General features: G+C 66.3%; 18 protein-coding genes. 5 read left to right on the top strand and 13 right to left on the bottom strand.

Annotated features, from left to right (window positions below; genetic code table 11):
* The first annotated feature begins 96 nt into the window (after window positions 1-96).
* Window positions 97-534 carry a VOC family protein gene (locus tag ABIA70_RS16440; protein WP_354148636.1) on the top strand — a complete coding sequence of 146 codons (438 nt, stop codon included), beginning with the start codon at window positions 97-99 and terminating at the stop codon, window positions 532-534.
* Window positions 535-583: 49 nt separating this feature from the next.
* On the opposite strand, the gene ABIA70_RS16435 is transcribed toward ABIA70_RS16440, so the two are convergent.
* Window positions 584-1,657 (bottom strand): DNA polymerase IV, encoded by a 1,074-nt coding sequence (locus ABIA70_RS16435; protein ID WP_502917219.1) that lies wholly within the window; start codon window positions 1,655-1,657, stop codon window positions 584-586.
* 357 nt (window positions 1,658-2,014) lie between these two features.
* On the opposite strand from ABIA70_RS16435, the gene ABIA70_RS16430 reads away from it, so the two are divergent.
* A complete protein-coding gene (locus ABIA70_RS16430) occupies window positions 2,015-3,565 on the top strand; it encodes a Re/Si-specific NAD(P)(+) transhydrogenase subunit alpha (RefSeq protein WP_354148635.1) in 1,551 nt (516 codons plus the stop codon).
* Window positions 3,562-5,037, top strand: coding sequence for a Re/Si-specific NAD(P)(+) transhydrogenase subunit beta (pntB, locus tag ABIA70_RS16425; protein ID WP_354148634.1), 1,476 nt, complete (start codon window positions 3,562-3,564; stop codon window positions 5,035-5,037). Before ABIA70_RS16430 ends, pntB begins: the two co-directional genes overlap by 4 nt.
* A gap of 84 nt (window positions 5,038-5,121) precedes the next feature.
* Here pntB and ABIA70_RS16420 read toward each other — a convergent pair whose 3' ends face one another.
* From ABIA70_RS16420 to ABIA70_RS16410, 3 genes are all read right to left on the bottom strand, one after another.
* The gene (locus ABIA70_RS16420) at window positions 5,122-7,602 is read right to left on the bottom strand and encodes a glycoside hydrolase family 2 TIM barrel-domain containing protein (protein ID WP_354148633.1); all 2,481 of its coding nucleotides are present in this window, start codon (window positions 7,600-7,602) and stop codon (window positions 5,122-5,124) included.
* An 85-nt stretch (window positions 7,603-7,687) separates the two neighbouring features.
* Entirely contained in the window at window positions 7,688-8,686 is a 999-nt protein-coding gene (locus ABIA70_RS16415; protein ID WP_354148632.1) for a LacI family DNA-binding transcriptional regulator, read from the bottom strand.
* Between the two features lie 54 nt (window positions 8,687-8,740).
* Window positions 8,741-9,445 carry a hypothetical protein gene (locus tag ABIA70_RS16410; protein WP_354148631.1) on the bottom strand — a complete coding sequence of 235 codons (705 nt, stop codon included), beginning with the start codon at window positions 9,443-9,445 and terminating at the stop codon, window positions 8,741-8,743.
* A gap of 318 nt (window positions 9,446-9,763) precedes the next feature.
* On the opposite strand from ABIA70_RS16410, the gene ABIA70_RS16405 reads away from it, so the two are divergent.
* Entirely contained in the window at window positions 9,764-10,558 is a 795-nt protein-coding gene (locus tag ABIA70_RS16405) for a TolB family protein (RefSeq protein WP_354148630.1), read from the top strand.
* A gap of 23 nt (window positions 10,559-10,581) precedes the next feature.
* Here ABIA70_RS16405 and ABIA70_RS16400 read toward each other — a convergent pair whose 3' ends face one another.
* From ABIA70_RS16400 to ABIA70_RS16360, 9 genes are all read right to left on the bottom strand, one after another.
* Window positions 10,582-11,775 (bottom strand): VWA domain-containing protein, encoded by a 1,194-nt coding sequence (locus ABIA70_RS16400; RefSeq protein ID WP_354148629.1) that lies wholly within the window; start codon window positions 11,773-11,775, stop codon window positions 10,582-10,584.
* Window positions 11,772-14,132 carry a DUF5682 family protein gene (locus ABIA70_RS16395; protein WP_354148628.1) on the bottom strand — a complete coding sequence of 787 codons (2,361 nt, stop codon included), beginning with the start codon at window positions 14,130-14,132 and terminating at the stop codon, window positions 11,772-11,774. Before ABIA70_RS16395 ends, ABIA70_RS16400 begins: the two co-directional genes overlap by 4 nt.
* A gap of 4 nt (window positions 14,133-14,136) precedes the next feature.
* Complete coding sequence (locus tag ABIA70_RS16390; protein WP_354148627.1) at window positions 14,137-15,243, bottom strand: ATP-binding protein; 1,107 nt, start codon at window positions 15,241-15,243, stop codon at window positions 14,137-14,139.
* The gene (locus ABIA70_RS16385) at window positions 15,240-16,691 is read right to left on the bottom strand and encodes a DUF5691 domain-containing protein (protein ID WP_354148626.1); all 1,452 of its coding nucleotides are present in this window, start codon (window positions 16,689-16,691) and stop codon (window positions 15,240-15,242) included. Before ABIA70_RS16385 ends, ABIA70_RS16390 begins: the two co-directional genes overlap by 4 nt.
* On the bottom strand, window positions 16,688-17,986 hold the full coding sequence (locus tag ABIA70_RS16380; RefSeq protein WP_354148625.1) for an SWIM zinc finger family protein: 1,299 nt from the start codon (window positions 17,984-17,986) through the stop codon (window positions 16,688-16,690). Before ABIA70_RS16380 ends, ABIA70_RS16385 begins: the two co-directional genes overlap by 4 nt.
* A 59-nt stretch (window positions 17,987-18,045) precedes the next feature.
* Window positions 18,046-19,296: an ABC transporter permease gene (locus ABIA70_RS16375; protein WP_354148624.1), complete on the bottom strand. Its 1,251-nt coding sequence runs from the start codon at window positions 19,294-19,296 to the stop codon at window positions 18,046-18,048.
* 1 nt (window position 19,297) lies between these two features.
* Window positions 19,298-20,233, bottom strand: a complete 936-nt coding sequence (locus tag ABIA70_RS16370; RefSeq protein WP_354148623.1) for an ABC transporter ATP-binding protein — start codon at window positions 20,231-20,233, stop codon at window positions 19,298-19,300.
* 126 nt (window positions 20,234-20,359) lie between these two features.
* Window positions 20,360-20,782, bottom strand: coding sequence for an alternative ribosome rescue aminoacyl-tRNA hydrolase ArfB (arfB, locus tag ABIA70_RS16365; RefSeq protein ID WP_354148622.1), 423 nt, complete (start codon window positions 20,780-20,782; stop codon window positions 20,360-20,362).
* A 30-nt stretch (window positions 20,783-20,812) separates the two neighbouring features.
* Complete coding sequence (locus tag ABIA70_RS16360) at window positions 20,813-21,817, bottom strand: hypothetical protein (protein WP_354148621.1); 1,005 nt, start codon at window positions 21,815-21,817, stop codon at window positions 20,813-20,815.
* A 124-nt stretch (window positions 21,818-21,941) separates the two neighbouring features.
* Here ABIA70_RS16360 and ABIA70_RS16355 point away from each other — a divergent pair, with 124 nt between their 5' ends.
* Window positions 21,942-22,523 carry a dihydrofolate reductase family protein gene (locus tag ABIA70_RS16355; protein ID WP_354148620.1) on the top strand — a complete coding sequence of 194 codons (582 nt, stop codon included), beginning with the start codon at window positions 21,942-21,944 and terminating at the stop codon, window positions 22,521-22,523.
* Window positions 22,524-22,544 lie beyond the last annotated feature (21 nt).

Genomic DNA, 22,544 nt, shown 5'->3' with positions numbered 1-22,544 from the left:
TGTCTTTGCTGGCGACGTCGGCAGGTGCCGATGTGCGCGTGGGCTCGAACCTGCAGCTACTGGAGCTGTGTGGCCCGGCTCGGTAGCGTGCAACGCATGACCATCAAATTTGAGAACGTCGGAATCGCCGTTCGCGACCTCGAAGCAACGATCTCCTTTTTCACCGACCTCGGTCTCACGGTCGTCGGCCGTGACACTGTCAGTGGCGAATGGGCCGACACCGCCGTCGGGCTTGACGGAAACCACGCCAAAATAGCGATGCTCCAAACGCCGGACGGTAACGGTCGCCTTGAGCTCTTCGAGTACATTCACCCGGATGCGATCGAGTCGGAGCCCACCCTTCCCAACGAGATTGGTATGCACCGCGTCGCGTTCTCAGTCGATGACATCGAAGAAGCCCTGGAGATAGCCGCGAGGCACGGCTGCCGTCCGCTTCGGGGCGTGGCGACCTATAAGGACGTCTACAAGCTCACCTACGTCCGCGGTCCCAGCGGCATTATTGTGATGCTGGCCGAAGAACTCAAGAAAAGATGAGGGCCGGATCAGCATCTCGTACGGCCGTCGTTTCCGCGGATCGACGCCGTCACCAACCGCCTCGCGTCGGAGTATGTCCCTTTCGGGCGTCGTCGGGCATTGCCATTTCCGCCCGCAGGCCCAGGAGCCGGATGGGCCGGCCCGCTTCGATTCCGGCCGCCAGGTCCAGGGCCCGCGCGAGGATTTCGTTCGTGTCGTACGTCTCAGGGATCTTCCTCGCGTGGGTCCTGGTAATGAACGGCGCGTACCGAACCTTGAGGGTCAGCCCAACCACAGGCCTTCCTTCGGCCACAACGTCCTCAAGCACACGGGCAGTCAGTTCCTTGACCGCCTCGTCCACCTGGGCGGTCTCGGTCAGGTCCCGCTGGAAGGTGGTCTCCCGGCTATGCCCGCGGGCAACCCACGGGGTGTCGTCCACGACGCTGGCGCCGTCCCCGCGACCGAGCTCCGCGTACCAGGGACCCATCCTGGGACCGAACTCCGGGACCAGGTCCTGCGGATCGGACGCGGCGAGCTCGGCGACTGTGTTGATGCCAAGTTTGGCGAGCCGGCCCGACACCTTGGTTCCGACGCCCCACAGGTCCTTGGTGGGCCGGCTGCCCATGACGTCGAGCCAGTTCGCGGCCGTAAGACGGAAGACGCCTGCAGGTTTGCCGAAGCCCGTGGCGACCTTGGCGCGGACCAGGGTGTCACCGATGCCCACGCTGCAATGCAGCTGTGTTCGTTCCAGGACAGCGGCCTGCATCTGCATGGCGTAGGCTTCCGGATTCTCTGTTTCAGTGCCTACAAAGGCTTCATCCCAGCCCAGCACCTGCACGGTGGCGCCGGGCTGCTCGCGCAGGGTAGCCATGACCGTTTCAGAAGCCGCGAGGTAGGCCTCATGATCAACGGGCAGGATCACAGCGCCGGGCACTTTCCGGGCCGCGACACGTAAGGGCATTCCGGAACCCACGCCGAACGCCCTGGCCTCATAGGATGCGGTCGACACCACAGCCCGTTCCGTGGGGTCACCCCGGCCGCCGATAATGATCGGCTTGCCCGCAAGCTCCGGCCGCCGGAGCACTTCGACCGCCGCGATGAACTGGTCGAGATCGACGTGCAGCACCCACCGGATTCCACTCACGCCACCAGTCTGCCCTAAACCCCGGCATCGTGGATCCGATAACTGTGACGCAGGCAGGTGCCGATGGTTTTTGGCCGGTCAGGGCTCCCGACCACTCGATTAGGGCCGGCCCGGCGCCCGCGCTTCGGGGTCAATCGCGATGATCTCCGGATAGCACTGCGTTCAGATGCAGGCCTCGCCGTCGTCATGGAAAACGTCATATAACGGCACTAAGGCATACTGAACAGGAGTTTTAGGGACCCGTTGGCTGTTGGCTGACGGGTCCCTGCAATGTCCTTGAAGAAACGAACCAACGTGGGTTTGCCTGGCGGCGGTTTGCGCGCGCCGGGCTTTTTGTATGGATGAAGGAGAGCGAACGTGACACGTATTGGCATTGTGGCCGAGTTGGGTCGCGAGACACGGGTGGCGGCGACGCCCACCACGGTCAAGCAGTTGTTGGGGTTGGGCTACGAGGTTGTGGTGGAGAAGGGCGCGGGGGAGTCCGCGTCGTTCCGTGATGAGGCCTATGTTGAGGCCGGCGCCCTGATTGTGGGCGCCGATGAGGCGTGGGGGTCTGAGGTGGTGCTGCGGATCAACCCGCCCACGGAGGAGGAGATTGACCGGCTGGCTGAGGGTGCGACGCTGATCGGTTCGCTGAGCCCTGGCCTGCGCCCGGAGTTGGTGGAGGCCCTGGCGGCGCGGCCGATCACGGCGCTGGCCTTGGATGCTGTGCCGCGGATTTCGCGGGCGCAGTCCATGGACGTGCTGAGTTCGATGGCGAACATCGCCGGGTACCGTGCGGTGATTGAGGCCGCGCACGAGTTCGGCCGGTTTTTCACGGGCCAGGTGACTGCGGCGGGCAAGGTCCCGCCGGCGAAGGTCCTGGTGGCCGGAGCAGGTGTTGCCGGGTTGGCGGCGATCGGGGCTGCGTCCAGCCTGGGCGCGATTGTCCGGGCGACTGATCCGCGGCCTGAGGTCGCTGACCAGGTGAAGTCGATCGGCGGGACCTACCTCAAGGTTGAGGTGGAGGAGGAGATGAAGTCCTCCGACGGGTACGCGAAGGCCACGTCCGAGGCGTACAACGCCCGGGCCGCGGAGATCTACAGCGAGCAGGCAGCGGATGTGGACATCATCATCACCACCGCCCTGATCCCGGGCCGTCCGGCCCCGAAGCTGCTCACGGCCGAGGACGTGGCGGGCATGAAGTCCGGCAGCGTGATCGTGGACATGGCCGCCGGCCAGGGCGGGAACGTGGAAGGCTCCGTGGCCGGGGAACGGATTGTGACGGAGAACGGGGTGGTCATCCTGGGCTACACGGATCTGCCTGCCCGTTTGCCGGCGCAGGCGTCCCAGCTGTACGGGACGAACATGCTGAACCTCCTCAAGCTCCTGACCAAGGACAAGGACGGAGTGCTGCGGATCGACCTTGATGATGTGGTCCAGCGTTCGGTGACGGTGGTGCGCGATGGTGAAAAGACGTGGCCGCCGCCCCCGGTCCAGGTCTCCGCCGCACCCGCGGCCAAGGCCCAGGCCGCCGAAAGCACCGCCCCGAAGAAGAAGCAGGGCCTCAGCGCCGCCGGCAAGGCAGGCCTTTTTGCGGCCGGCATCGCTGCGTTGTTCCTGGTTAACGCGGTGGCGCCGGCGCCGTTGCCGCAGCACTTCACCGTTCTGATGCTCTCGGTCGTGGTGGGCTTCTACGTGATCGGCAAAGTCCACCACGCCCTGCACACCCCGCTGATGTCCGTCACGAACGCGATCTCCGGGATCATCGTGGTCGGCGCGCTGCTGCAGGTCACCTCGGAGAACGTGGTGATGCAGGTCCTCGCCGCTGTCGCGGTGCTGCTGGCCAGCATCAACATCTTCGGCGGGTTCGCTGTGACCCGGCGGATGCTCGCGATGTTCTCCCGCGGAGACGGGGCCCGTAAATGAGCGCCGTCACCGAAGCAGCAGCCCGAATCGTCCCGAGGAGCCTTACCGTGTCTGACACCGTCTCCGGTCCGTTGACCGCCGACACCATCGCCGGAGCTGCGTACATCGTCGCGGCCCTGCTGTTCATCCTGTCCCTTGCCGGCCTGAGCAAACACGAAAACGCGCGCGCCGGCGTCGTGTACGGCATCACCGGGATGGTCATCGCCCTCGCTGCCACGGTCTGGCTGACCTTGCAGGGCGCCTGGGGCACCGGCCACGGCCTCACCGGCCTGGTCCTCCTCCTGGCCGCGGTGATCGTGGGCGGGGCCATCGGGCTCTGGCGGGCCCGGGTGGTGGAAATGACCGGCATGCCCGAACTCATTGCGCTGCTGCACAGCTTCGTGGGCCTCGCCGCCGTGCTGGTGGGCTGGAACGGGCACCTCGAAGCCCCGTCCCTGTCACCGGAGCTGATGGCCGTCCACCACGCCGAGGTGTTCATCGGCGTGTTCATCGGTGCGGTGACCTTCACCGGTTCGATCGTGGCGTTCCTGAAACTCTCCGCCCGGATGAAGTCCTCACCCCTGATGCTGCCGGGCAAGAACGCGATCAACCTCGGCGCGCTGGCCGCGTTCATCGTCCTGACCGTCTGGTACGTCAACGACTCCCAGCTCTGGCTCCTCATTGTCGTCACCATCCTCGCCCTCGGGCTGGGCTGGCACCTGGTGGCCTCCATCGGCGGCGGCGACATGCCCGTGGTCGTGTCCATGCTCAACAGCTACTCCGGCTGGGCCGCGGCCGCCGCGGGTTTCCTGCTGAACAACGACCTGCTCATCATCACCGGCGCCCTGGTCGGATCCTCGGGTGCGTACCTGTCCTACATCATGTGCAAAGCCATGAACCGGTCCTTCATCTCCGTGATCGCCGGCGGCTTCGGCATCGCCGCCCCGGCCGCGGCGGACGCCGAGTACGGCGAGCACCGCGAAATCACCGCCCAGGCCACCGCCGAGATGCTGTCCAACGCCTCGTCCGTGGTCATCACCCCCGGCTACGGCATGGCCGTGGCCCAAGCCCAGTACCCCGTAGCCGAACTCGCCCATCAGCTCCGCGAGAAGGGCGTGAATGTCCGGTTCGGCATCCACCCGGTCGCCGGGCGCCTGCCCGGACACATGAACGTCCTCCTCGCCGAAGCCAAAGTCCCGTACGACATCGTCCTGGAAATGGATGAAATCAATGACGACCTCGGCGACACTTCCGTGGTCCTGGTCATTGGCGCGAATGACACCGTCAACCCGTCCGCCGCTGAGGATCCGGGAAGCCCCATCGCGGGCATGCCCGTCCTGCGCGTCTGGGAAGCCGAGAACGTCATCGTGTTCAAACGCTCCATGGCCGCCGGCTACGCAGGGGTCCAGAACCCCCTGTTCTACCGCGACAACTCCCAAATGCTCTTCGGCGACGCCAAAACACGCGTCGAAGACATCCTCAAAGCGTTCTGACAGACACCGCGCTGAAGGCAGCGGGCGACGGCGGGAGATTCCCGCCGTCGCCCGCTGTTCCTTTTTTTTGGGGGGGACCGGAGGTCAGGCCATGATGGCGAGCTCGTCGCGGTTTTGGGAAATTGCGGGGGCGGCTGCAGCCAGGCTGACGGTGACGGGTTCGAAACCGTCAGCGCTGACATGGACGGTGATCTCCCCTTCAGCGGTGGGCCTGACGACGGCGAGCAGGCGGCCGTCGAACGAGGTGTGGCTCTTCGACGTGTACAGCTCCTCGGTGTCGGGCCGGGCGCTGCCCAGGCCCTGGAGCACGCCGGCCCCTTGGACCGTCACGGTGACGCTGTGTTCGACATTCGAGGCCAGGGTGCCGCTTGCATCGCGGAACTCGATGGCCAGGTAGCTGAGGTCTGAGTGGTCGGCCACCAGTTCCGTGCGGTCTGCGCCGGCGGTGAGGCGGATATCTCCCGTTGCCGTGCGGAGTGTGGTGCGGGCCTGCTCCGTGCCGTTCACGTAGCCCACTGCCACCAGCTCACCGGGCTCATAGGTCAGCTCGAAGTGTGCGCGGAACCGGTGCGCGGCTCCGGCCGGGGCCCTGCCCACGGCGGAGCCGTTGAGGAGCAGCTCCACCTCATCAGCATCGCTGTAGACCTCAACCCTAACCGGGGACCCGTCGGCCGCGTCCCAGCTCCAGCTGGAGATGCAGTCAGTCCAGGTCCACGGCCCCATCCCGTGTTCACGGGCGTAATTCTGCGGGCGCTGGACGGCGATGTACGGCTCGTGCCGGAGCCCGAAGACCGTCTCGCGGTAGTAGGAGGCGGGCCGCCGGTAGCCGGTGATGTCGATGTCACCGCACCAGGCGAGCAGCCAGGGGTACGGGGCTGCCAGTGAGGTCTTGCCATCGCTCCCATCGGTGTACTGCACGCGGCCGATGCCTGCTTCGCCGAGGTAGTCCCAGCCTGTCCAGGTGTAATCGCCGATCACGTGCGGGTTTTCCTCCACCAGTTTCCAGAGGACGTCGATCCGGTCAGGGAACGTTTCGGTTCCGACGATGATCCTGTTGGGGAAGAGGTCCTTGTCCATGACATAGCGGCCGTCACCGTAGTTGATGCCGGCCACGTCCACTGCCGCGTGGGATTCTGCCGTGCGCTCCGACACGAGAGGGGATGCGCTGATGCGGCCCATCGCCTCGCCGGCTTCGCTGATCAGGGCGTTGACGCCCTGGCTGTCATCGCCGGCGCCGGCCTCTTTCATCATGGCCGCGGCGTCCGCGATCACCGAGACGAACCCGTTGATCCCGTTGGTGATGTAGCGGGTGGAATCCAGGGACCTGATCTTCTCCGCGATCCGGCGGCCCCAGCCGGAGCCCAGGCCGCTGCCGGTTTCCGGGATCTCGTTGCCGATGGAGTAGAGCACCACGGACGGGTGGTTGAAGTCCTTGGCCACCATGGCCTCAACATCGCGTTCCCACCATTCGGGGAAGGACAGCGAGTAGTCGAACGCGGATTTTCCTTCGGTCCACACATCGAAGGTTTCGTCCATGACCAGCATGCCGTGCTTGTCGCAGGCGTCCAACATGGCCTGGCTGACCGGATTGTGCGCGCTGCGGATGGAGTTGAAGCCGGCTTCCTTCAGCAGTTGCACGCGGCGCTCGTCCGCGCGGGCAATGGTGGCTGCGCCGAGGATGCCGTTGTCGTGGTGGATGCAGGCGCCGCGGAGCTTGACGGTCTCGCCGTTGATCTGAAGGCCGTTGAAGGGGTCCAGCTGGAGGGACCGGATGCCGAAGGTGGTGCGCTCTGCCTGCAGCACCTCCAGTTCGTCGCGGAGCTCAGTCCGCGCCGAGTAAAGGTGCGGGCGCTCCAGTCCCCACAGCAGTGGTTCGGTGACGTACAGGCGCTGGCGGACGACGGCGGTGCTGCCCGCCTTGAGTGTCACCGGCGCGGAGCCGACGGCGACAACCGAGCCGTCGCCGTCGTACAGTTTCGTTCCGACCGTCACCGTGGCAGTGGACAGGCTTTCGTTCTCCACGGTGGTGGCGACGTGCACGACGGCACGGCCGGCAGTGATGTCCGGCGTCGAGATCCGGACGCCGTTCGTGGCAAGGTGTACCGGGTCCGTGACGTTCAGGAACGTATCGCGGTAGATGCCGGCGCCGGAGTACCAGCGCGAATCCTGATGGACGCGCGCATCGACGCGGATGGTGTTCTCCTGGCCATACTTCAGGAAAGGGTCCAGCGGGATCGTGAAAGTGGAGTAGCCGAAGGGGCGCTGGCCGGCGAAGTCCCCGTTGACGAAGACCATGGCGTCGCGGTACACGCCCTGGAACTCCAGGGAGACGCGCTTGTCCCGGTAGTCCTCAGGCGCCTCGAAGGTCTTGGAGTATTCGAAGGTGCCTCCGGGGGTGTAGCCGGCGTGCGAACCCTGGGCGGAACCGGCAGAGCGCGGGAGGCCGATCAGTGCGTCGTGCGGCAGGGTGACGGACTGCGGCGGGGCAACCGGCGCGTCAAACTCAGCGAAGAGGCCGACCTTCGGCCGTACCGCCCAGCCGGCATTGAAAGAGGTGCGCGTCATTGAGGTTCTCCATGGGGATAGGTATCACGTGTCACAACAAGGACATCACGGCGAGGTGACACGTGTCAATGAGAGCTGCAGGGGGCTAGGCGGTTTCCCCGGAAATAACTGACACGTCCGCCCGGACGGCCGGCAATGGCGGGGCGGGAGCCGGGTGGCTGATCGAGGCCAGGTCTGAAGCGATGCGTTCCATGAGGGGCGCATTGTGGATGCGGACGCTGGTGAGCCGCGGAGAGACCAGTTGCCCGATCGCCGTGGCATCGACGCCCACCACGGAGAGGTCCTCAGGTATCCTCAGCCCGAGCGCCCTTCCGGCGGCCACCACGGCAATGGCGACGTCGTCGTTGTAGCAGCCCACGGCAAGCGGGGCGTCCTTGGCTTGAACGGCAGCGAGGGCTGTGGTGGCCCGTTCGAGCTCGAGGGGGATTTCAATGCGTTCGGGTTCCGGCAGGCCCTCGTGGCGGGCCGCTGCCTTCATCCCCTCGAATCTCCCTGGCCCGAAGGGGTCGAGCCGCTCATCCAGCAGGGCAGCATACAAGAGCTGCCTCGGTCCGTTCCGCAGGAGGGTCTTCGCCATGGTCCGGCCGATGACGTGGTTGATGTCATGGGTGGGGTCCTCAGATGCAGGGATCCGTGGAATGACCGCCGCCCCGGAATTATGGAGGACCTCACGCTCGTCCGCCCCGAGGATTCCCATGTCCACCACAGCAACGGGCCGGAAGCGCAGGATGGCAGCGAGTGTCTCACCGGGATTGCTGCCGGCGAAGCGAACAACAACACTCAGGCCGTGCGCTGCTGCACGCTGTGTGACGTTGTCCACGAGATCCTGGAGGTTGCTTCCGAACGTGGTGTTGGGGACGAGGATCACCAGAATGTCGCTCCGGCCTGTCACCAGCGCGCGGCCGGCGGGGGAGGGCTGGTAATTCAGTTCCCCGGCCGCTTTCAGGACTTTGGCACGGGTCTCCTCCGGGAAGCGGGACCCCTGCCCGTTCAGGATATGGCTCACCGTGGCCCGGGATACCCCGGCCAGTTTGGCGACATCAAAGCTGGTGGGGCGCTTGGTGGGTTTCGTTTCCGCGGTCACGGTCTGATCATTGCACAGGGAGGGTTGACACGTGATACTTATCCGCGGTCGTCTTCAGAGATCGTGTGGACAAATTTCGTTGCCTGCCTGCTCAGGCCTTACTTGTCCAAAGGCGGGATCGTCGTCGCTTCCGGCCCAAACAACACCGCCTCGAGGGCAGGGCAGCACCTCGAACGCCAAGCCGTCATGGTGTGCGCGAAGGTGGCGCCCGTCGTCCTCCACCACTTCCCAGCCGGCCGCCGGCAGCGCTGCACGATAGTGCTGCAGGACATCGACGTCTCCTACGACCACGAACCCCCGGCTACAGCCGCCGACACCACTCATACCGCCACCGCTGAAATGGCCTATGTGTTCGATGGAATCGAACGCCCGCTGGGACTCACGGTCCGCGGTGGCCATTGGCTCATCGGTGCCCTCGATCACGCATTGTGGAGCGGCGTCGAACCTCTCAAGCCGCTGCCCCAGGGCCGAGGGGGTGACAGCGAGCATCCCGAGCAGCATAAGGACCAGGATGGCCACGGCCGTCAGGCGCATCCACAGGCGGGGCGCGAGCACCACGCCGATCAAGGCAACTACCACGACCACACCCAACGCCAAGCCGGAGGGACCGGCCGTCAACCCCCAAGTGAACCCATCGAACGCGGTACCGGTGACATCGCCGTACACAGCCATGAAAGCGTGGTGGACCAGCACAGCCAGCAGCGCCAGGCCTGCCTCAACGGCGAGCAGCACCGCAACAGAGACGACACGGCCGGTCATGGGCATGGCTCATGTTAGTCCCGCTCCCAGTTCCAGGAAATGGGGTACTTCCTTGACAGTGCTGGCGCCAAAGAGGAATGTGGCCCACGAAGAGGTCTCCTTCAGTTCAGGTCCCAGTCTCGGCAGCGGTGCTGTGACGATCCGAAGGAGAAGTGAATGCGAATTAAGCCAGCCCTCATCGTCCTGTTGGCTTCGGCTCTTTGTTTGACGAGTCCCATTCCTGCCACAGCTTCGAGGGACGGTGACCAATGGAAGCACGAAAACGGCGACATCGCTTTTGGCCGGTTCGATCCTGCCTTGGATGGGCTGAGCCTGTGGGTGGCCGAATCCGATGGCTCCCAACAGAAGCGCCTGACCGAAGATCAGACAAATTTCTCAGACTGGGCACCGGATGGCGACCGAATCGCTTTTGACTTCATCAACGACACCGGGGTGCACATCGCGACCATCAACCCCGATGGGCAGGACCGGACGGCGCTTACGTCAGCAGCCGGGGTGCAGGAGAGCCCTAAATGGTCTCCTGACGGCGAGTCCATTGCCTATGACGGATTTCCGTTCCCTGTGGATGAAGCGAATTTTGCCATTTCCATTTGGGTAATGGATGCTGACGGATCTGATCCTCGGCAGCTCACGCACGATGCCCTGGATGTGGAGCCCGTATTCTCTCCCGACGGGACCAGAATTGCATTCGGACGTATCACCGGGGACAGCACGGACGGGCAGATCGAAGCAATTTATGTGATCAACACCGATGGCACCGGGCTTCGCGAAGTGGTTGCACCGCGGGCCGGCCTGGAGCATCCGGACTGGTCCCCTGACGGCCGCTCGATATCCTTCAATATCGCGCCGGAGAGCCCTGCTGCTGCAGATTCCGGTTCGATTCTCGCCGTCCGTCCGGACGGAAGCGGTCTTCGCGTGGTTCAGGAAGCAACAACAGCATTGAAATTCTTCAAGGCGGTGTGGTCCCCTGACGGCCGCCGCCTGCTCAGTGGCTGCTTCGAGGAATCAGACGGCATCGACAGGATCTGCAGCATCTCCCGTGGTGGGCGCGTCAACGTCATCGTGGGTGGAATCCAAAGAGTTAATTTCCCTTCGTGGGGATCAGCCGGCTGACTTTAGGGCTGCAATCCACATAGCTACACCTCGTGGCTTGTCGGAATGTCCTGGGATGCCGCCCATTCGCCTACGTCGCGGCGTTCTATGGCAGCGGCCATCAGGTCCGGGAACAGGTCCGGCGTGCAGGCGAAGGCCGGGACGCCGATTCCGGCGAGGGCCGCAGCATGGTCCGCATCGAAGGACGGATGGCCGCTGTCGCTGAGGGCGAGGAGCGCGATCATGGTGGTTCCCGCCCCCACGATCGAGGCCGCACGCCGCAGCATCTCCTCGGCAATCCCGCCCTCGTAGAGGTCGCTAATCAGCACCAGGATGGTCTCCGTGGGCTGGGTGATCTGGTCCTGGCAGTAGGCCAGGGCGCGGTTGATGTCAGTGCCGCCGCCCAGCTGCACGCCGAACAGCACGTCCACGGGATCGTCCAGCTCGTCCGTCAGGTCAACCACCGCAGTGTCGAAGACCACCAGACGGGTGCGCACCGACCGCAGCGAGCTGAGGACCGCCCCGAACACGCTGGAGTACACCACGGACTCGGCCATCGAGCCGGACTGGTCGATGCACAGGATGATTTCCCGCTGGATCTCGGTGCTGCGCCGGGCGTGGCCCACCAGACGCTCGGGCACGATGGTCCGGTACTCGGGCTGGTAGTGCTTGAGGTTCGCCGCGATGGTCCTGTTCCAATCGATGTCCCGGTGCCGCGGCCTTCGTGTCCGCGCGGCCCGGTTCAGCGCTCCGGAAACGGCCTGGACGGTCCGCGCCCGCAGGCGCTCCTCGAGCTCATTGGTCACCTGCCGGATCACGGCCCTGGCCGTCTCGCGTGACTGCTCGGGGATCACCCGGCCGAGGCCTATCAGCGTGCTCACAAGGCCGACGTCGGGCTGTACCGTGCGCAGCATCTCCGGCTCGAGCAGCAATTGCCGCAGTCCGAGACGGTCCATGGCGTCGGCCTGCATCACCTGCACCACCGTGGACGGAAAATAGCCGCGGATGTCGCCCAGCCAGCGGGCCACCCGCGGACTGGAGGCGCCCAGGCCGCCGCGGCCGTTCTTGTCCGCCCCGTACAACTCCTCCAGCGCCTGGTCACGGCGGGCATCGGCGGCAGAGAGCTCCACGCTGTTCCCGTCCGCCGTGACGCCGTCGGCCTCATTCCCGCCGAGCACCAAGCGCCAGCGGCCCAGCCGGCCGCGGCCGTTGCCGCCATCGGGCTCCGTAGCACTCACGCGACCGCCTCCCATCCGAGATACCGGGCCATGGTCCGGATGGCGGGGCCCGCGGCAGCCAGATCCAAAGTGGACCCGCCGGCCACTGGGGAGGCATCGCCGATGCGGCTGACCTGCTCGCCGATCTCCCGCCGCTCCGGCCGGCTGAACGCCGAGAACGTCCTGCGCAGGAGCGGCAGGACGTCGTCAAAGATCTCGCTGTCCACGCCCGCGACCCACCCGTCGACGATCTCCAGGAGCCTTCGATCGTAGACCAGCAGCGTGGCGTCGCCGGAGAGAAGGCCGTCCAGCCAGGCAGCGACTTCCCGCGCCGGCGTGGCGATCGAGAGCCGGCGGCTGAGGCTGGCCGCCACGTCGTCCCGGTCAACCAGACCGGCGTCCAGCAGCAGCCGCGTGGCCCGCCCGGCCACCGAGCCATGGATCCTGTCCGAGCCGGCGACGGCGGCGAGTGCCCGGTGCCAGTCATCCAGTGGGAGGTCAGGCAGCAGGGACATCCCCTGCTGGGCGGAGTCGACCGCGTGCCGCATGGCCCCGGCGGCTTCATCGTCCAGTCCGGCGCAGGCCGTGGGCAGTCCAACGCAGGCGCGCACCACCGTGGTGTCCAGGATCTTCCGGACCCCCGTGACATCGACGCCGCGCACGTTGCCGTACCGGCAGGTCCGGGCGAGCGGCGCGATGGTTTCCAGCAGCGGCGCCACGTCCTGCTGCAGGGCGGTGCGCTCGGCCAGGACCGAGACGACGGCGCCGATACCGTCCGGCAGATCCGCAAGAAGGCAACCCGCCAGGAGCCCGCTGAGCTCCGTGAGGCTGCCCGAGTCCTGCGCCTTTTCGGAGACGTAGGCACCGGCGGCCGAGGCAACCGTGGTGCCGTAGCGGCTGGCCTCCACCAGGTCGAGGGCCAGCTCCGGCTGCCACTGGAGCGTCCACACCTCCTTGAAGGTGCCCGTGGTCCGGCCGGTTTCGGTCTGCGCCCCCCACCCCACTCCGAGCAGTACCAGCCGGTGCAGCAGGACCGAGCGGGCCAGCTGGTTCGGCTTGCGCAGGTCCAGGGTGAGGACTTCTTCCATGGCGCTGGGTTTCCAGCGGAGCCTGCGCTGGGTGGCGGTGAGATCGGCGGCCAGGGGCAGGGTCGGCGCGGACTCCGGCACGTTCCCCAGCTCATGCCCGACCGTGAGTTCGCGGTGCACCAGGGCAAGCGGAAGGGGTGAACCCTCGCACAGGACCGCCTGAGCGGCGTCGTCCAGTTCCGGCAATCCAGGGCTTGGCCGCCCCCTTACGGCCGCAAGGGCGGTGGCCATCCGGCTTGCCTCCACGATGGACGCCGTTGAGGCGTCGAGGTCTTCGCGTCGGAGGGCGTGGGCCACCCGGACCAGCCAGGTGGTGGCCACATCCGTGTCCGGATCCTGGGCCATCCAGTGGGCGAAAAGATGCTGGTACCAGCCGGGTGCCGTGACACCGGCGCCGTATCCGCTGCGCAGGCTGAGCCTGCCGGAGGTCCACGGGACCCAGGTGACGGCCACCTTGGCCTTGGGCAGCCCTGCAAGTACTTTGTTGTCGGCGGCCACCGACGGAAACGTGGAAGGCACCAGCGCGGGGGCGTGATAGGCACCGCACACCACGGCGATCCGTTCATGCCCGTCACGCATGGCCGCCCGGATCAGGCGCCGCATCCAGGCTTCCCGGCGGTTGTTCTCCAGGACATCAGGATGGTGGTCCGGCCTGTCATCCACTGCCCGAATCTCCGCAATGGCCTCGGTCAGCGCCGCGAAACGCTCCACCGGGTCCGCGTTCCGGTGCTCGACGGCGTCCTCCCACCAGCGCTCGGCGTCGCTGTATCCTGCGGCACCGGCCAGTATCCCGATCGCGTCGGGCCGGTAGGGCGGCTGCGGCAGGGCGGGAGGTTCCGTTCCCTCGGCGGAGGTGCCGCCGTCGGCGTCGGATTCTTCCCCTTCCGCGTCCGCTGTCGACGGACCGGACGGCGACGGACCGGACGACGGACCGGACGACGGCGGCCCTGCAGTTGAGGCGGCCAGCTGAAGTCCCAGGGTGTGCGCTGCGGGCAGATCGATCGCCCGCACCTGGGCGCCCGTGGACAGCGCCCAGCGGATCGCCACCCACTCCGGTGAAAAGCCTGCCATGGGGTAGAAGGAAGCCAGCCGGGGTTCGTCCGCCGCGTAGATCAGCCCGGCGACGGGCGGAACCATCTCCGGATCGGACAGCAGCGGGATCACCTGGTCAAATTCCGGCGGGCCCTCCACCAGCACCAGGTCCGGGCGGAGGAGTGCCAGGGCTTCGGCAACGGAGCGTGCCGAACCCGGGCCGTGGTGCCGGATCCCCAGGACGTGGACGTCGGTCATGGTCTCAGTTCGGGGATTCGAGGTCGCGGCAGGCCCGGTAGAGGTCCTTCCACTCCGGCCGGTTCCGGACCACGGTCTCCAGGTATTCCTGCCAGACCACCCGGTCCTGCACAGGATCCTTGACCACCGCTCCCACCAGGCTGGCCGCCACATCGTGGGCCCGGACCGTGCCGTCGCCGAAGTGGGCGGCCAGGGAAAGGCCGTTGGTCATCACCGAGATCGCCTCCGCAGTGGACAGGGTCGCCGAGGGCGATTTGATGGTGGTTCGCTGGTCCTGGGTCACGCCCGACCGCAGTTCGCGCATGACCGTGACCACCCGGCGGATCTCGGAGAGCGCGGCGAGGTCTGCCGGAAGTTCCAGGGCAGTTCCGAGGCTGCGTACCCGGGTGGTGACGATTTCGACTTCCTGTTCGATGCTGTCCGGGAGCGGCAGCACCACAGTGTTGAAGCGGCGGCGCAGTGCGGAGGAGAGATCGTTGACGCCCTTGTCCCGGTTGTTGGCCGTGGCGATGATGTTGAACCCCTTGCGCGCCTGCACTTCCTCGTTGAGTTCCGGAATGGGCAGGGACTTCTCACTGAGGATGGTGATCAGGGAGTCCTGCACATCGGAGGGGATCCTGGTGAGCTCCTCCACCCGGACCAGGCTTCCGGTCTCCATGGCGCGCATCACCGGGCCGGGAACCATGGCCGCCCGGGACGGGCCGTCGGCGAGCAGCCGGGCATAGTTCCAGCCATACCGCAGTGCCTCCTCCGGGGTTCCTGCTGTGCCCTGAACCACCAGGGTGGAGGAACCGGACACGGCCGCGGCGAGGTGCTCTCCGAGCCAGGTCTTCGCCGTGCCCGGCACACCCAGCAACAGCAGGGCGCGGTCTGTGGCGAGAGATGCGACGGCGATTTCCACCAGCCGCTCCGAGCCGAGGTATTTGGGCGTGATCTGGACTCCGTTCGGCAGGGTGCCGCCGAGGATATAGGTGGTCACCGCCCACGGGGACAGCCGCCAGCTGGGCGGCCGCGGCCTGTCATCCGCCGCGGCCAGGGCGCTGAGCTCATCGGCGTAGGCGTTCTCGGCATGGGCCCGCAGAACATCTGTGCCGGTCTGGGCATCTGTCATTGGAAAGCCTCCGTCAGTGATTGTCGGAATGAGTGGTATTGCACGGCATCACGGAGCACGCGGCGGCGCCCGGCGTCGTCGTCGGACTCTTCGAGCAGGCGCCGCGCCTGTTCGGCAGCCTCGGGCGGCAGCGCCGCAGGAAGGACGTCGGAAAGCATGCCCGCCAGACCGCTGCCGTTCTTGGCAAAGAGCTGCTCCAGCACTGTCCCGGCCAGCTGAAGCCCCCAGGGCCTCGTCAGGGCGCGAAGCGGTTCAACCAGGCTGAACGGGTGGTCCGTTCCCGCTTTGATGTGCCGGATCATGATGTCTTCGCGCTCGTTCCGGGGAAGGCAGTTCAGCAGCCGCAGGTCCGTGCGGAGGTCGAGCAGCGCACGCACCCAGTCAAGGTCCGCCCGCACGGCTGCGGTAGTAAGGATCGTCTCCAGGATCCGGGTTTCGCCCTTGAGCAGCGCAAGGGTTGCCGCCGGGCTCCGGCCCGAAACAGTGGTCCAGACATCGAGCGGGGCACCGCGGACGACGGCGTCCAGCCGGGCCAGCCGGTCGGGTTCACCGGTGCGCCGGTCAGGCGGGATCCCGTCGCGCAGCGCGGCCTCATCCGGTTCAGGCGGGAGGCTGATCTCGAATTGTTTGCGCAGCACTCCCTTGACGTGAAGCAGCGGACGCAGCCGGTCAGCCATCCGGCCCGCGCGGGCGCTGGCCGGCAGCCTGTCGAGCAGGCCCGCGGCGACGTCCCGCACGCTCTTGGCCTTGTCGTCCAGCCCACGCTCCAGCAGTTCCTCGTCCCCGTCACCGAGGTTCGTGGCGAACGTTGCCAAATGGGCGGCGCGCTCCCGGGCGGCGAGAGTGTCCCAGTTTGAGGCAATGTGTTCGCGGGCGGCTGCCGGATCTTCGCGGCGGAGCCGTTCAAGCTCCGTAGCGGCGTCAGCGCTCTTCAGCCCGGTCCAATCAGCGGATGCATGCTGCCCCGCGGCGGGGACACCGGCCTTCAGGTCCTCGAGCCAGCGGCCCCGGACACCGATGGCAGGATGCAGGCGCTCCGCCACCGCGGACCTGGCGTCTGCCAGCTCAAGCAGCTTCGGGAGCAGCCGGTGCGGAACCCGCTGTCCGGCCGCCTCCGCGAACCGGAGCCAGTCGGCCACCAGCTGGTTGCGCAGGTCCAGTCCAACAGGCGGCTGGGTGAGCAGGAGGTCCAGCAGGCGTGCAGCGTCCCCGGAGGCCAGCGGAGCATCGTCCGGTGGGGCCGGCTCCGGAATATCGGCAGGGTCCAGGGTGGTGGAGTGCCGGGTGGCGCGGGTGGCGGCGTCGGCCAGGGCCGCCTGTTCCAGCAGCAACTCCTCGCTGGAGAGCCCGTCCGGAGGTTGGAAGCCGAGTTCCACGGGCGGGGGCGGCGCCGGGTGCCGTGCGGTGCCAACGAGGGCGGCAGTCCGCAGCTCGGCCAGCCAGGTCATGGCGTCACCACCGCGCCGTCAATGACCGCGGAGAGCGGCCGCACGCGACCCTCCTCAAGCTCCCCGAACAGGTCCACGGGATGGCCGCCGGTGAGGGCCAGCAGCGAGTCCAGGGGTGCGTCCGCCAGGGGGAGGGCGTCTCCGGATCCGTCGCGGAGCCAGCCCCGGTCACCGGGGGAGACGCTCACACCGCAGAGCAGGACCGGGTGGCGCTCCCGCCAGGGTGAGAGGGCCACGCCAGCCGATTCGGCGTCGAGCGCTTGTTGAATGCTGCCACCCTCGCCCAGATCCGTTGCCATGCCAAGGGGTGCAACAGTGCCGGTGAACATGGCACGCCGAGGTGCGGAACCGGGGTACCGTGCGACGGTGGCGTCCAGCAGCGCGCCAGCCAGCTGTGGCGCCGCCAGCACTTCACTCCGGGCGGCAAAATCGAGGACGACGACGACTGTTCCGTCGGGTGCGCGAAGCCAGGTCCGCTGTTGCTGCAGCCGCCCGTCGTCGCTGCGGTGGGCGCCCAGCACCAGCCACGGACCTGGGAGTTCCTCCGTGCCCTGGACGTCCGCCGTCGGGAGTGCCCAACCGACGGCCACCCTGAGGTCGGCAAGCTCGGCCGGGGTCAGGGTGTCCCGCTTGCGCCACGCCTTGGTCACCGCCCACCACCGGCCGGCCCGCAGCAGGAGGTGGTCGGCCCAATCCGGCCGGGCATGGACATCAGAACCCATGGCGCGCACCTGTTCAGCCAGGCCTGGAAGCTGTGCGTCAACCAGCCTCGCAGCCACGCCGTCCCACCAGGAATACGGCTGCGTGCGGGCAGCGGCAAGGCCGGTCCGGACCAGGTCCGTCAGCCACCGGGAAAAGTCATCAATGCCCGCATCCATTAACGCCATCCGGTCCGCGAGCCGCTTGGCCTGTGCCTCAGGATCCACCGGCTGCTCGGTATTGCGGCGCTCCCGCACGGTGGCACGTTCCGCCCGCTGCGCCGCCCATTCCCGGGCGAATTCAGCAGTCTCGGCGCCGCCGTCGGCCGCTTCACCCCGGGACCACAGCAGGAGCAGCGCGAGGGCGTGCTTGCAGGGGAACTTCCTGCTGGGGCAGGAGCAGCGGTAGGCGGGGGCGGCGGTATCCACGCTCACCTGGTAAGGGGTTTTTCCGCTGCCCTGGCACTTGCCCCAGACGAGGACGTCGTTGCTGCCCGTTTCGGACCACGGGCCCTGCCGTGCGAGCTTGCGGGCGGCCGCCAGGGAAGCCGCGTCGGGCGCAGCGTTGACCACCCGTTCCTCGCTCCAACGCCCCATGAAGCACATTGTGCCCGAGGTCACGGAACCTGCAAAGTAGGCAGGGCGGCGTGGCGGCGTCAGCCGGCTGGCTGACCTGCAGCATTCCGGTTCCGTCCGCTGCGCAGAGCCGTCATGATGTTCACTTTCGAGGTGTAGGAAATCGATCCGTATTGGAAGAGGCGGACGCCGAGGTAGAACATGAGCACAGCCCCGATGTAGACGATGGCGATGACGACCGCACCCTCGCCCACTGTGAGCGAGCCGAGCCCGTTACGGAGCAGCGCGGTGACCGGGGCGGTGAACGGGAAGTAGGTGAACACCTGCACGATCAGTGTCTGGGGGTTGGAGAAGATCAGGGTAACGGCGTAGAACGGCACGAAGATCATGATGATGACGACGGCCATGAAGTTTCCCGCTTCCTTGGCGGTCGGCATCACTGCTCCGATGGCCACCAGTGTGGTGGTGAACAACGCGAAGCCGCCGACGAGGATGAGGAAACCGGCGATCATGGGGAGCGGTTCGAAGACCAGGGCGGAAAGATCGACGTCGGGGATGTTGATCTGGTCCCGGAAGAACAGGTAGGCGATGAGGAGCGGGGATGCGAACACCACGATCTGCACCAGGCCGATGGCGAAGAGCGCCAGGACCTTGCCGCTGATCAGTGTGGTCGGTTTGAGCGTGGTCAGGATCATCTCGGTGACCCGGTTCTCCTTTTCCTCCAGGGTGGAGTTGAGCATCTGCCCCGACAAGAGGATGACCAGGCCGTAGAAAATAACCACGTACGACAACGGCGGCACCGCGGACATGAACCCGCTGGTTTCCGCTCCGCCACGGTAGGCCTTAGTTTCGATGGTTGCGTCGGAACGGGCCAGGGCTGACAGCTCGGGGGAGCCGATGCGGGCGCTGACTGCCTGGGTCAGCATCGCCTGGGCCACGGCGGAGTACTTGTTGTTCTCGAACAGGCCTCGGTCCGCACCATAGACCTTCACTTTTTGGGTTGCCGGGTCGGCGGGGAAGTCGAAGAATGCGTCGATGGTTCCGGACTGGACAGCGCGGATGCCCTCCTCCGGGGACGGCGCCCTGGTGGCAGTGAAAACCTTCGCCTGTTCCGGCGTGATGAGTCCGGACGCATCCGCATACGAGATGGTGAACTCGGCGCTTTTCTGGGCGTCGGCGGCGGTGTCGGTTGCAGACCTGGAGAGGTAGAGCAGGCCGAAGACGACCGCAAGCATAAGCGGCACGGCCAGGGTGGCCGCCCAAAAGCGTTTCTTGGTGACGGTGCGGATGAACTCGAAACTGACGACCGTCCTGAGGTTATGCTGTGCCATTTTACGGCCCTGCCAGTTGGTAGACGGCTGCGTCGGCCCTGTTCTGGTCGCCGTAGACCCGGATGAAGATTTCCTCGAGGGAGATCTTGGTGGTGGTGAAGCTGCGGACGGCCACACCGGCGGCGACGAGTTCCCTGAGGATGTCTGCCTCGTCAGTGTCATCGGTGATGGACAGTTCGGAGTAGTTGGTTTCATTGAGCGTTGCGGTGTAGTGCGGTGAGGCAGGGATGGGACCGGTGTGCTTGAGCCGGATGATGCGGCCGCCGTACTGGTCCTGGACCTCGTCGATGGTTCCGTAAGCCTCTGAGGTCCCGTTCTTGAGCAGGATGACCCGGTCGCAGAGACGTTCGACTTCCTCCATCTGGTGGGTGACCATGACCACGGTGGCGCCCTTGGCCTTCTGTCCGTCGATGATGTCCATCAGCAGGCGGCGGTTGACCGGGTCAAAGCCTTTGGTTGGCTCGTCCAGGATCAGGAGTTCGGGTTCGTTCATGATGGTGACGCCGAGCTGGACTTTCTGCTGCTCCCCGCCGGAGAGCTTATCCAGCAGCAGGCCCGCCTTGTTCGCCAGGGCCACGCGCTCCAGATAGGCGAGGGACCAGCGCTTGGCGGTGTTCCGGTCCATGCCCTTGAGGCGGCCGAAGTAGGTCATGACGTCGATGACCTTTTCTTTCTTGTACAGGCCGCGCTCCTCGGGCAGGTAGCCTAGGCGCTCGCCGGCTTCGGGACGGAAGGGTCTACCGTCGATATGGAGGATCCCTCCGCTCGGCTCGTAGATCCCGAGCAATGCCCTGATGGTGGTGGTCTTGCCTGATCCGTTGCTGCCGAGGAACCCGAAGGTCTCGCCCTCATGGACGTCGAAGGATAGATCCCGGATGACTGTGGTGTCCCCGAACTCCATCCGAAAGCCGTCAATGTGGACCAGTGCTTCGCTCATGGCCGTTCCCAAGAAATCTGTGGGCTGCTGTCAGGTTTGAGCCTACAGACGCGATCTCTGCTGACCCATGGCCTTAAGACCCGCGATTTTGGTGTCTGAGGGTCAGCCTTCCCGGCCGGGGCGGTGCTATTCGGCCGAGGGCCGCTGCCTTTGCTGTTTGGTTGCCGACCGCTGTTGCTTTGCGGCCAGGCGCCGCCGGTCCGAACCGCGGGTGGGTTTTGTCGGACGGCGGCGGGGCGCATCCGGGGCAAGGCCCTCGGTGACGAGTTCGGCGAGTTTACCCAGGGCTATCTCGCGGTTCCGCAGCTGGGACCGGTGTTCGGAGGCGGTCACGGTAAGCATTCCCGTGATGAGGCGCTGTCCCAGCCGGGTGAGCAGCTGCGTCCGTTGCTGGTCGGAGAGCACCGCAGAGCCAGCGATGTTCCAGGAGAGTTCGACGCGGGTGTCCGTGGTGTTGACGTGCTGGCCGCCCGGGCCGGACGAGCGTGAGAACCTCCAGTGGAGTTCCGTGGCGGGAATCGTGAGCATTGGCGACACCTCAAGATCCATGAAACAAGTGTTGCATGTATGCCCCGATGGCTAACCTGCACTGCTTCTCTGGTCCCACCAGGACAGAACCCGGAGACAGCGCAGCGTGGCGATGCGGCTCGGACCGGGCGGTTCGAGCGGGAACCACTGCTTTCCGGGATACGGGGGATAGCGCTTCCAGGTTCCGTCCGGACCACGGGCTGAACGGACCCGGGCCACAGCGTCGGCGAGTTGTGGATCCTGGGCAGCCCCGCTGGCCCTGAAGTATTCGAGTCCGCGGAGGATATCGAAATGCCACTGTGGCGGGAAAGGGAAGCGGACGAAGTCCTGACGGGCGATCCGGCCGGTGGTGTGGGAGCGGTATAAGCGGTGGAGGAGGAAGAACGTCTTCCCCCTTTCGGCGGCCTCCCGGACATCGATACCACCACCAGCAAGGCCATAGGCGAGGAGGGCTTCAAGCACTGTGATGGTGGTGTGGAACGAGCCGTGGCAGGAGCCTGTCCTGATGGCGCGGCAGTTCCAGCCGCCGTCGGGTAGTTGGTCCCGGAGCAGCCACGAAACCGCCTCGTCAATGCGGGAGTCCCTGTACCGGAAGTGGGAGCCGAGCAGGACGAGCATCCCCGTCACACACGTTTCCGGGGACCGATAGGCCAGATTGAGCCCGCCGTCGGTGTACGTGGCGCCGTCCCACAGGCAGCCGCAGGCGCGCAGGGCCTGGGGGTGTGCTGCCGGAAGCCCGAGCCAGCGGAGAAGCAGGAGGGTGTAGGTGGTCGACGTCCATTTGGGCAGGTACAGACCCTGAGCCCAGGTACCGGCCGCATCTTGGGCTGCCAAGAGTTGGGAGACCCATCCCTCCTCCGCCACGCGCTGCCGTTCAGCCGAAACCTCGGCCGTGGACGCGGCCGTCAGGTCCTGAAGAACCTGCCACCGCAGGGCCGGGTCCCCCTCGAGCAGCCAGGCGATCACCTGTGGACCGGGCACAGGATCTCCCGGTCCTGCCGGGTCCAGCGGGGTGGAATGTTCTGTCATGGTGGTGCAGTTCTGAGTTGGTGCCATGGAGCGGTTCCCTGCCAACATTCCCAGCCGTGCTCCGTGCCCGTAAGGGACAAAGGTCCTTGACGCCGGCTGGTCCCGCCGCAAGGCTTGCTGCCATGGACCCTGGACCCCGAAAGGACCGGATATGGGCAAGGTAATCGTGATGAACCACGTGACACTGGACGGGGTCATGCAGGCGCCCGGGCGTGCGGACGAGGACACCCGGGACGGCTTCGCGCACGGCGGCTGGGCCGTTCCGCGCAGCGATGAGTCCATCGGGGCGAAGATGGGCGGACTCATGGGCGCCGAGCACGCGTTTCTGTTCGGCAGGCGCACGTATGAGCAGCTCCTGGCGTCGTGGAATGCCCAAGGCGGACCTTTCAAGGAAGCGCTGAACAGCACGGCCAAGTACGTGGCTTCCCACAACCCTGAGGCGCAACTGCAGTGGCCAAACTCCACCCTCCTGGGCGGCGATGTTCCCGAAGCCGTGAAGGACCTCAAACGGGGCTCGGACACGACTTTGGTGGTCATGGGCAGCGGTGTCCTGATCGGCTCCTTGATGGCCGCCGGCCTGATCGATGAGTACCTGCTGATGATCCATCCGCTGGTGCTGGGCACCGGCCGCCGGCTCTTTGCCGGCGATACCCCCGCGTCCCTGCGGCTGGTTGACAGCAGCGCTACCAAAGCCGGGGTGCTGATGGCCACCTATGAGGCAGTCTGCGGATAGCTTCGCGCTGCCGGCGAGGCC

It is taken from the genome of Arthrobacter sp. 754 (assembly GCF_040548695.1).
Lineage (GTDB): Bacteria > Actinomycetota > Actinomycetes > Actinomycetales > Micrococcaceae > Arthrobacter.
This window is presented reverse-complemented; position numbering and strand designations above follow the sequence as displayed.

Bases quoted from the DNA above. Each gene is read 5' to 3' on its own strand.
- arfB (WP_354148622.1), bottom strand. From the start codon at position 20,782: ATGGATCTTGAGGTGTCGCCAATGCTCACGATTCCCGCCACGGAACTC.
- ABIA70_RS16420 (WP_354148633.1), bottom strand. From the start codon at position 7,602: ATGACGCGCACCTCTTTCAATGCCGGCTGGGCGGTACGGCCGAAGGTC.
- ABIA70_RS16370 (WP_354148623.1), bottom strand. From the start codon at position 20,233: ATGAGCGAAGCACTGGTCCACATTGACGGCTTTCGGATGGAGTTCGGG.
- ABIA70_RS16385 (WP_354148626.1), bottom strand. From the start codon at position 16,691: ATGACCTGGCTGGCCGAGCTGCGGACTGCCGCCCTCGTTGGCACCGCA.
- ABIA70_RS16410 (WP_354148631.1), bottom strand. From the start codon at position 9,445: ATGACCGGCCGTGTCGTCTCTGTTGCGGTGCTGCTCGCCGTTGAGGCA.
- ABIA70_RS16380 (WP_354148625.1), bottom strand. From the start codon at position 17,986: ATGGGGCGTTGGAGCGAGGAACGGGTGGTCAACGCTGCGCCCGACGCG.
- ABIA70_RS16390 (WP_354148627.1), bottom strand. From the start codon at position 15,243: ATGACAGATGCCCAGACCGGCACAGATGTTCTGCGGGCCCATGCCGAG.
- ABIA70_RS16395 (WP_354148628.1), bottom strand. From the start codon at position 14,132: ATGACCGACGTCCACGTCCTGGGGATCCGGCACCACGGCCCGGGTTCG.
- ABIA70_RS16360 (WP_354148621.1), bottom strand. From the start codon at position 21,817: ATGGCACCAACTCAGAACTGCACCACCATGACAGAACATTCCACCCCG.
- ABIA70_RS16440 (WP_354148636.1), top strand. From the start codon at position 97: ATGACCATCAAATTTGAGAACGTCGGAATCGCCGTTCGCGACCTCGAA.
- ABIA70_RS16375 (WP_354148624.1), bottom strand. From the start codon at position 19,296: ATGGCACAGCATAACCTCAGGACGGTCGTCAGTTTCGAGTTCATCCGC.
- pntB (WP_354148634.1), top strand. From the start codon at position 3,562: ATGAGCGCCGTCACCGAAGCAGCAGCCCGAATCGTCCCGAGGAGCCTT.
- ABIA70_RS16355 (WP_354148620.1), top strand. From the start codon at position 21,942: ATGGGCAAGGTAATCGTGATGAACCACGTGACACTGGACGGGGTCATG.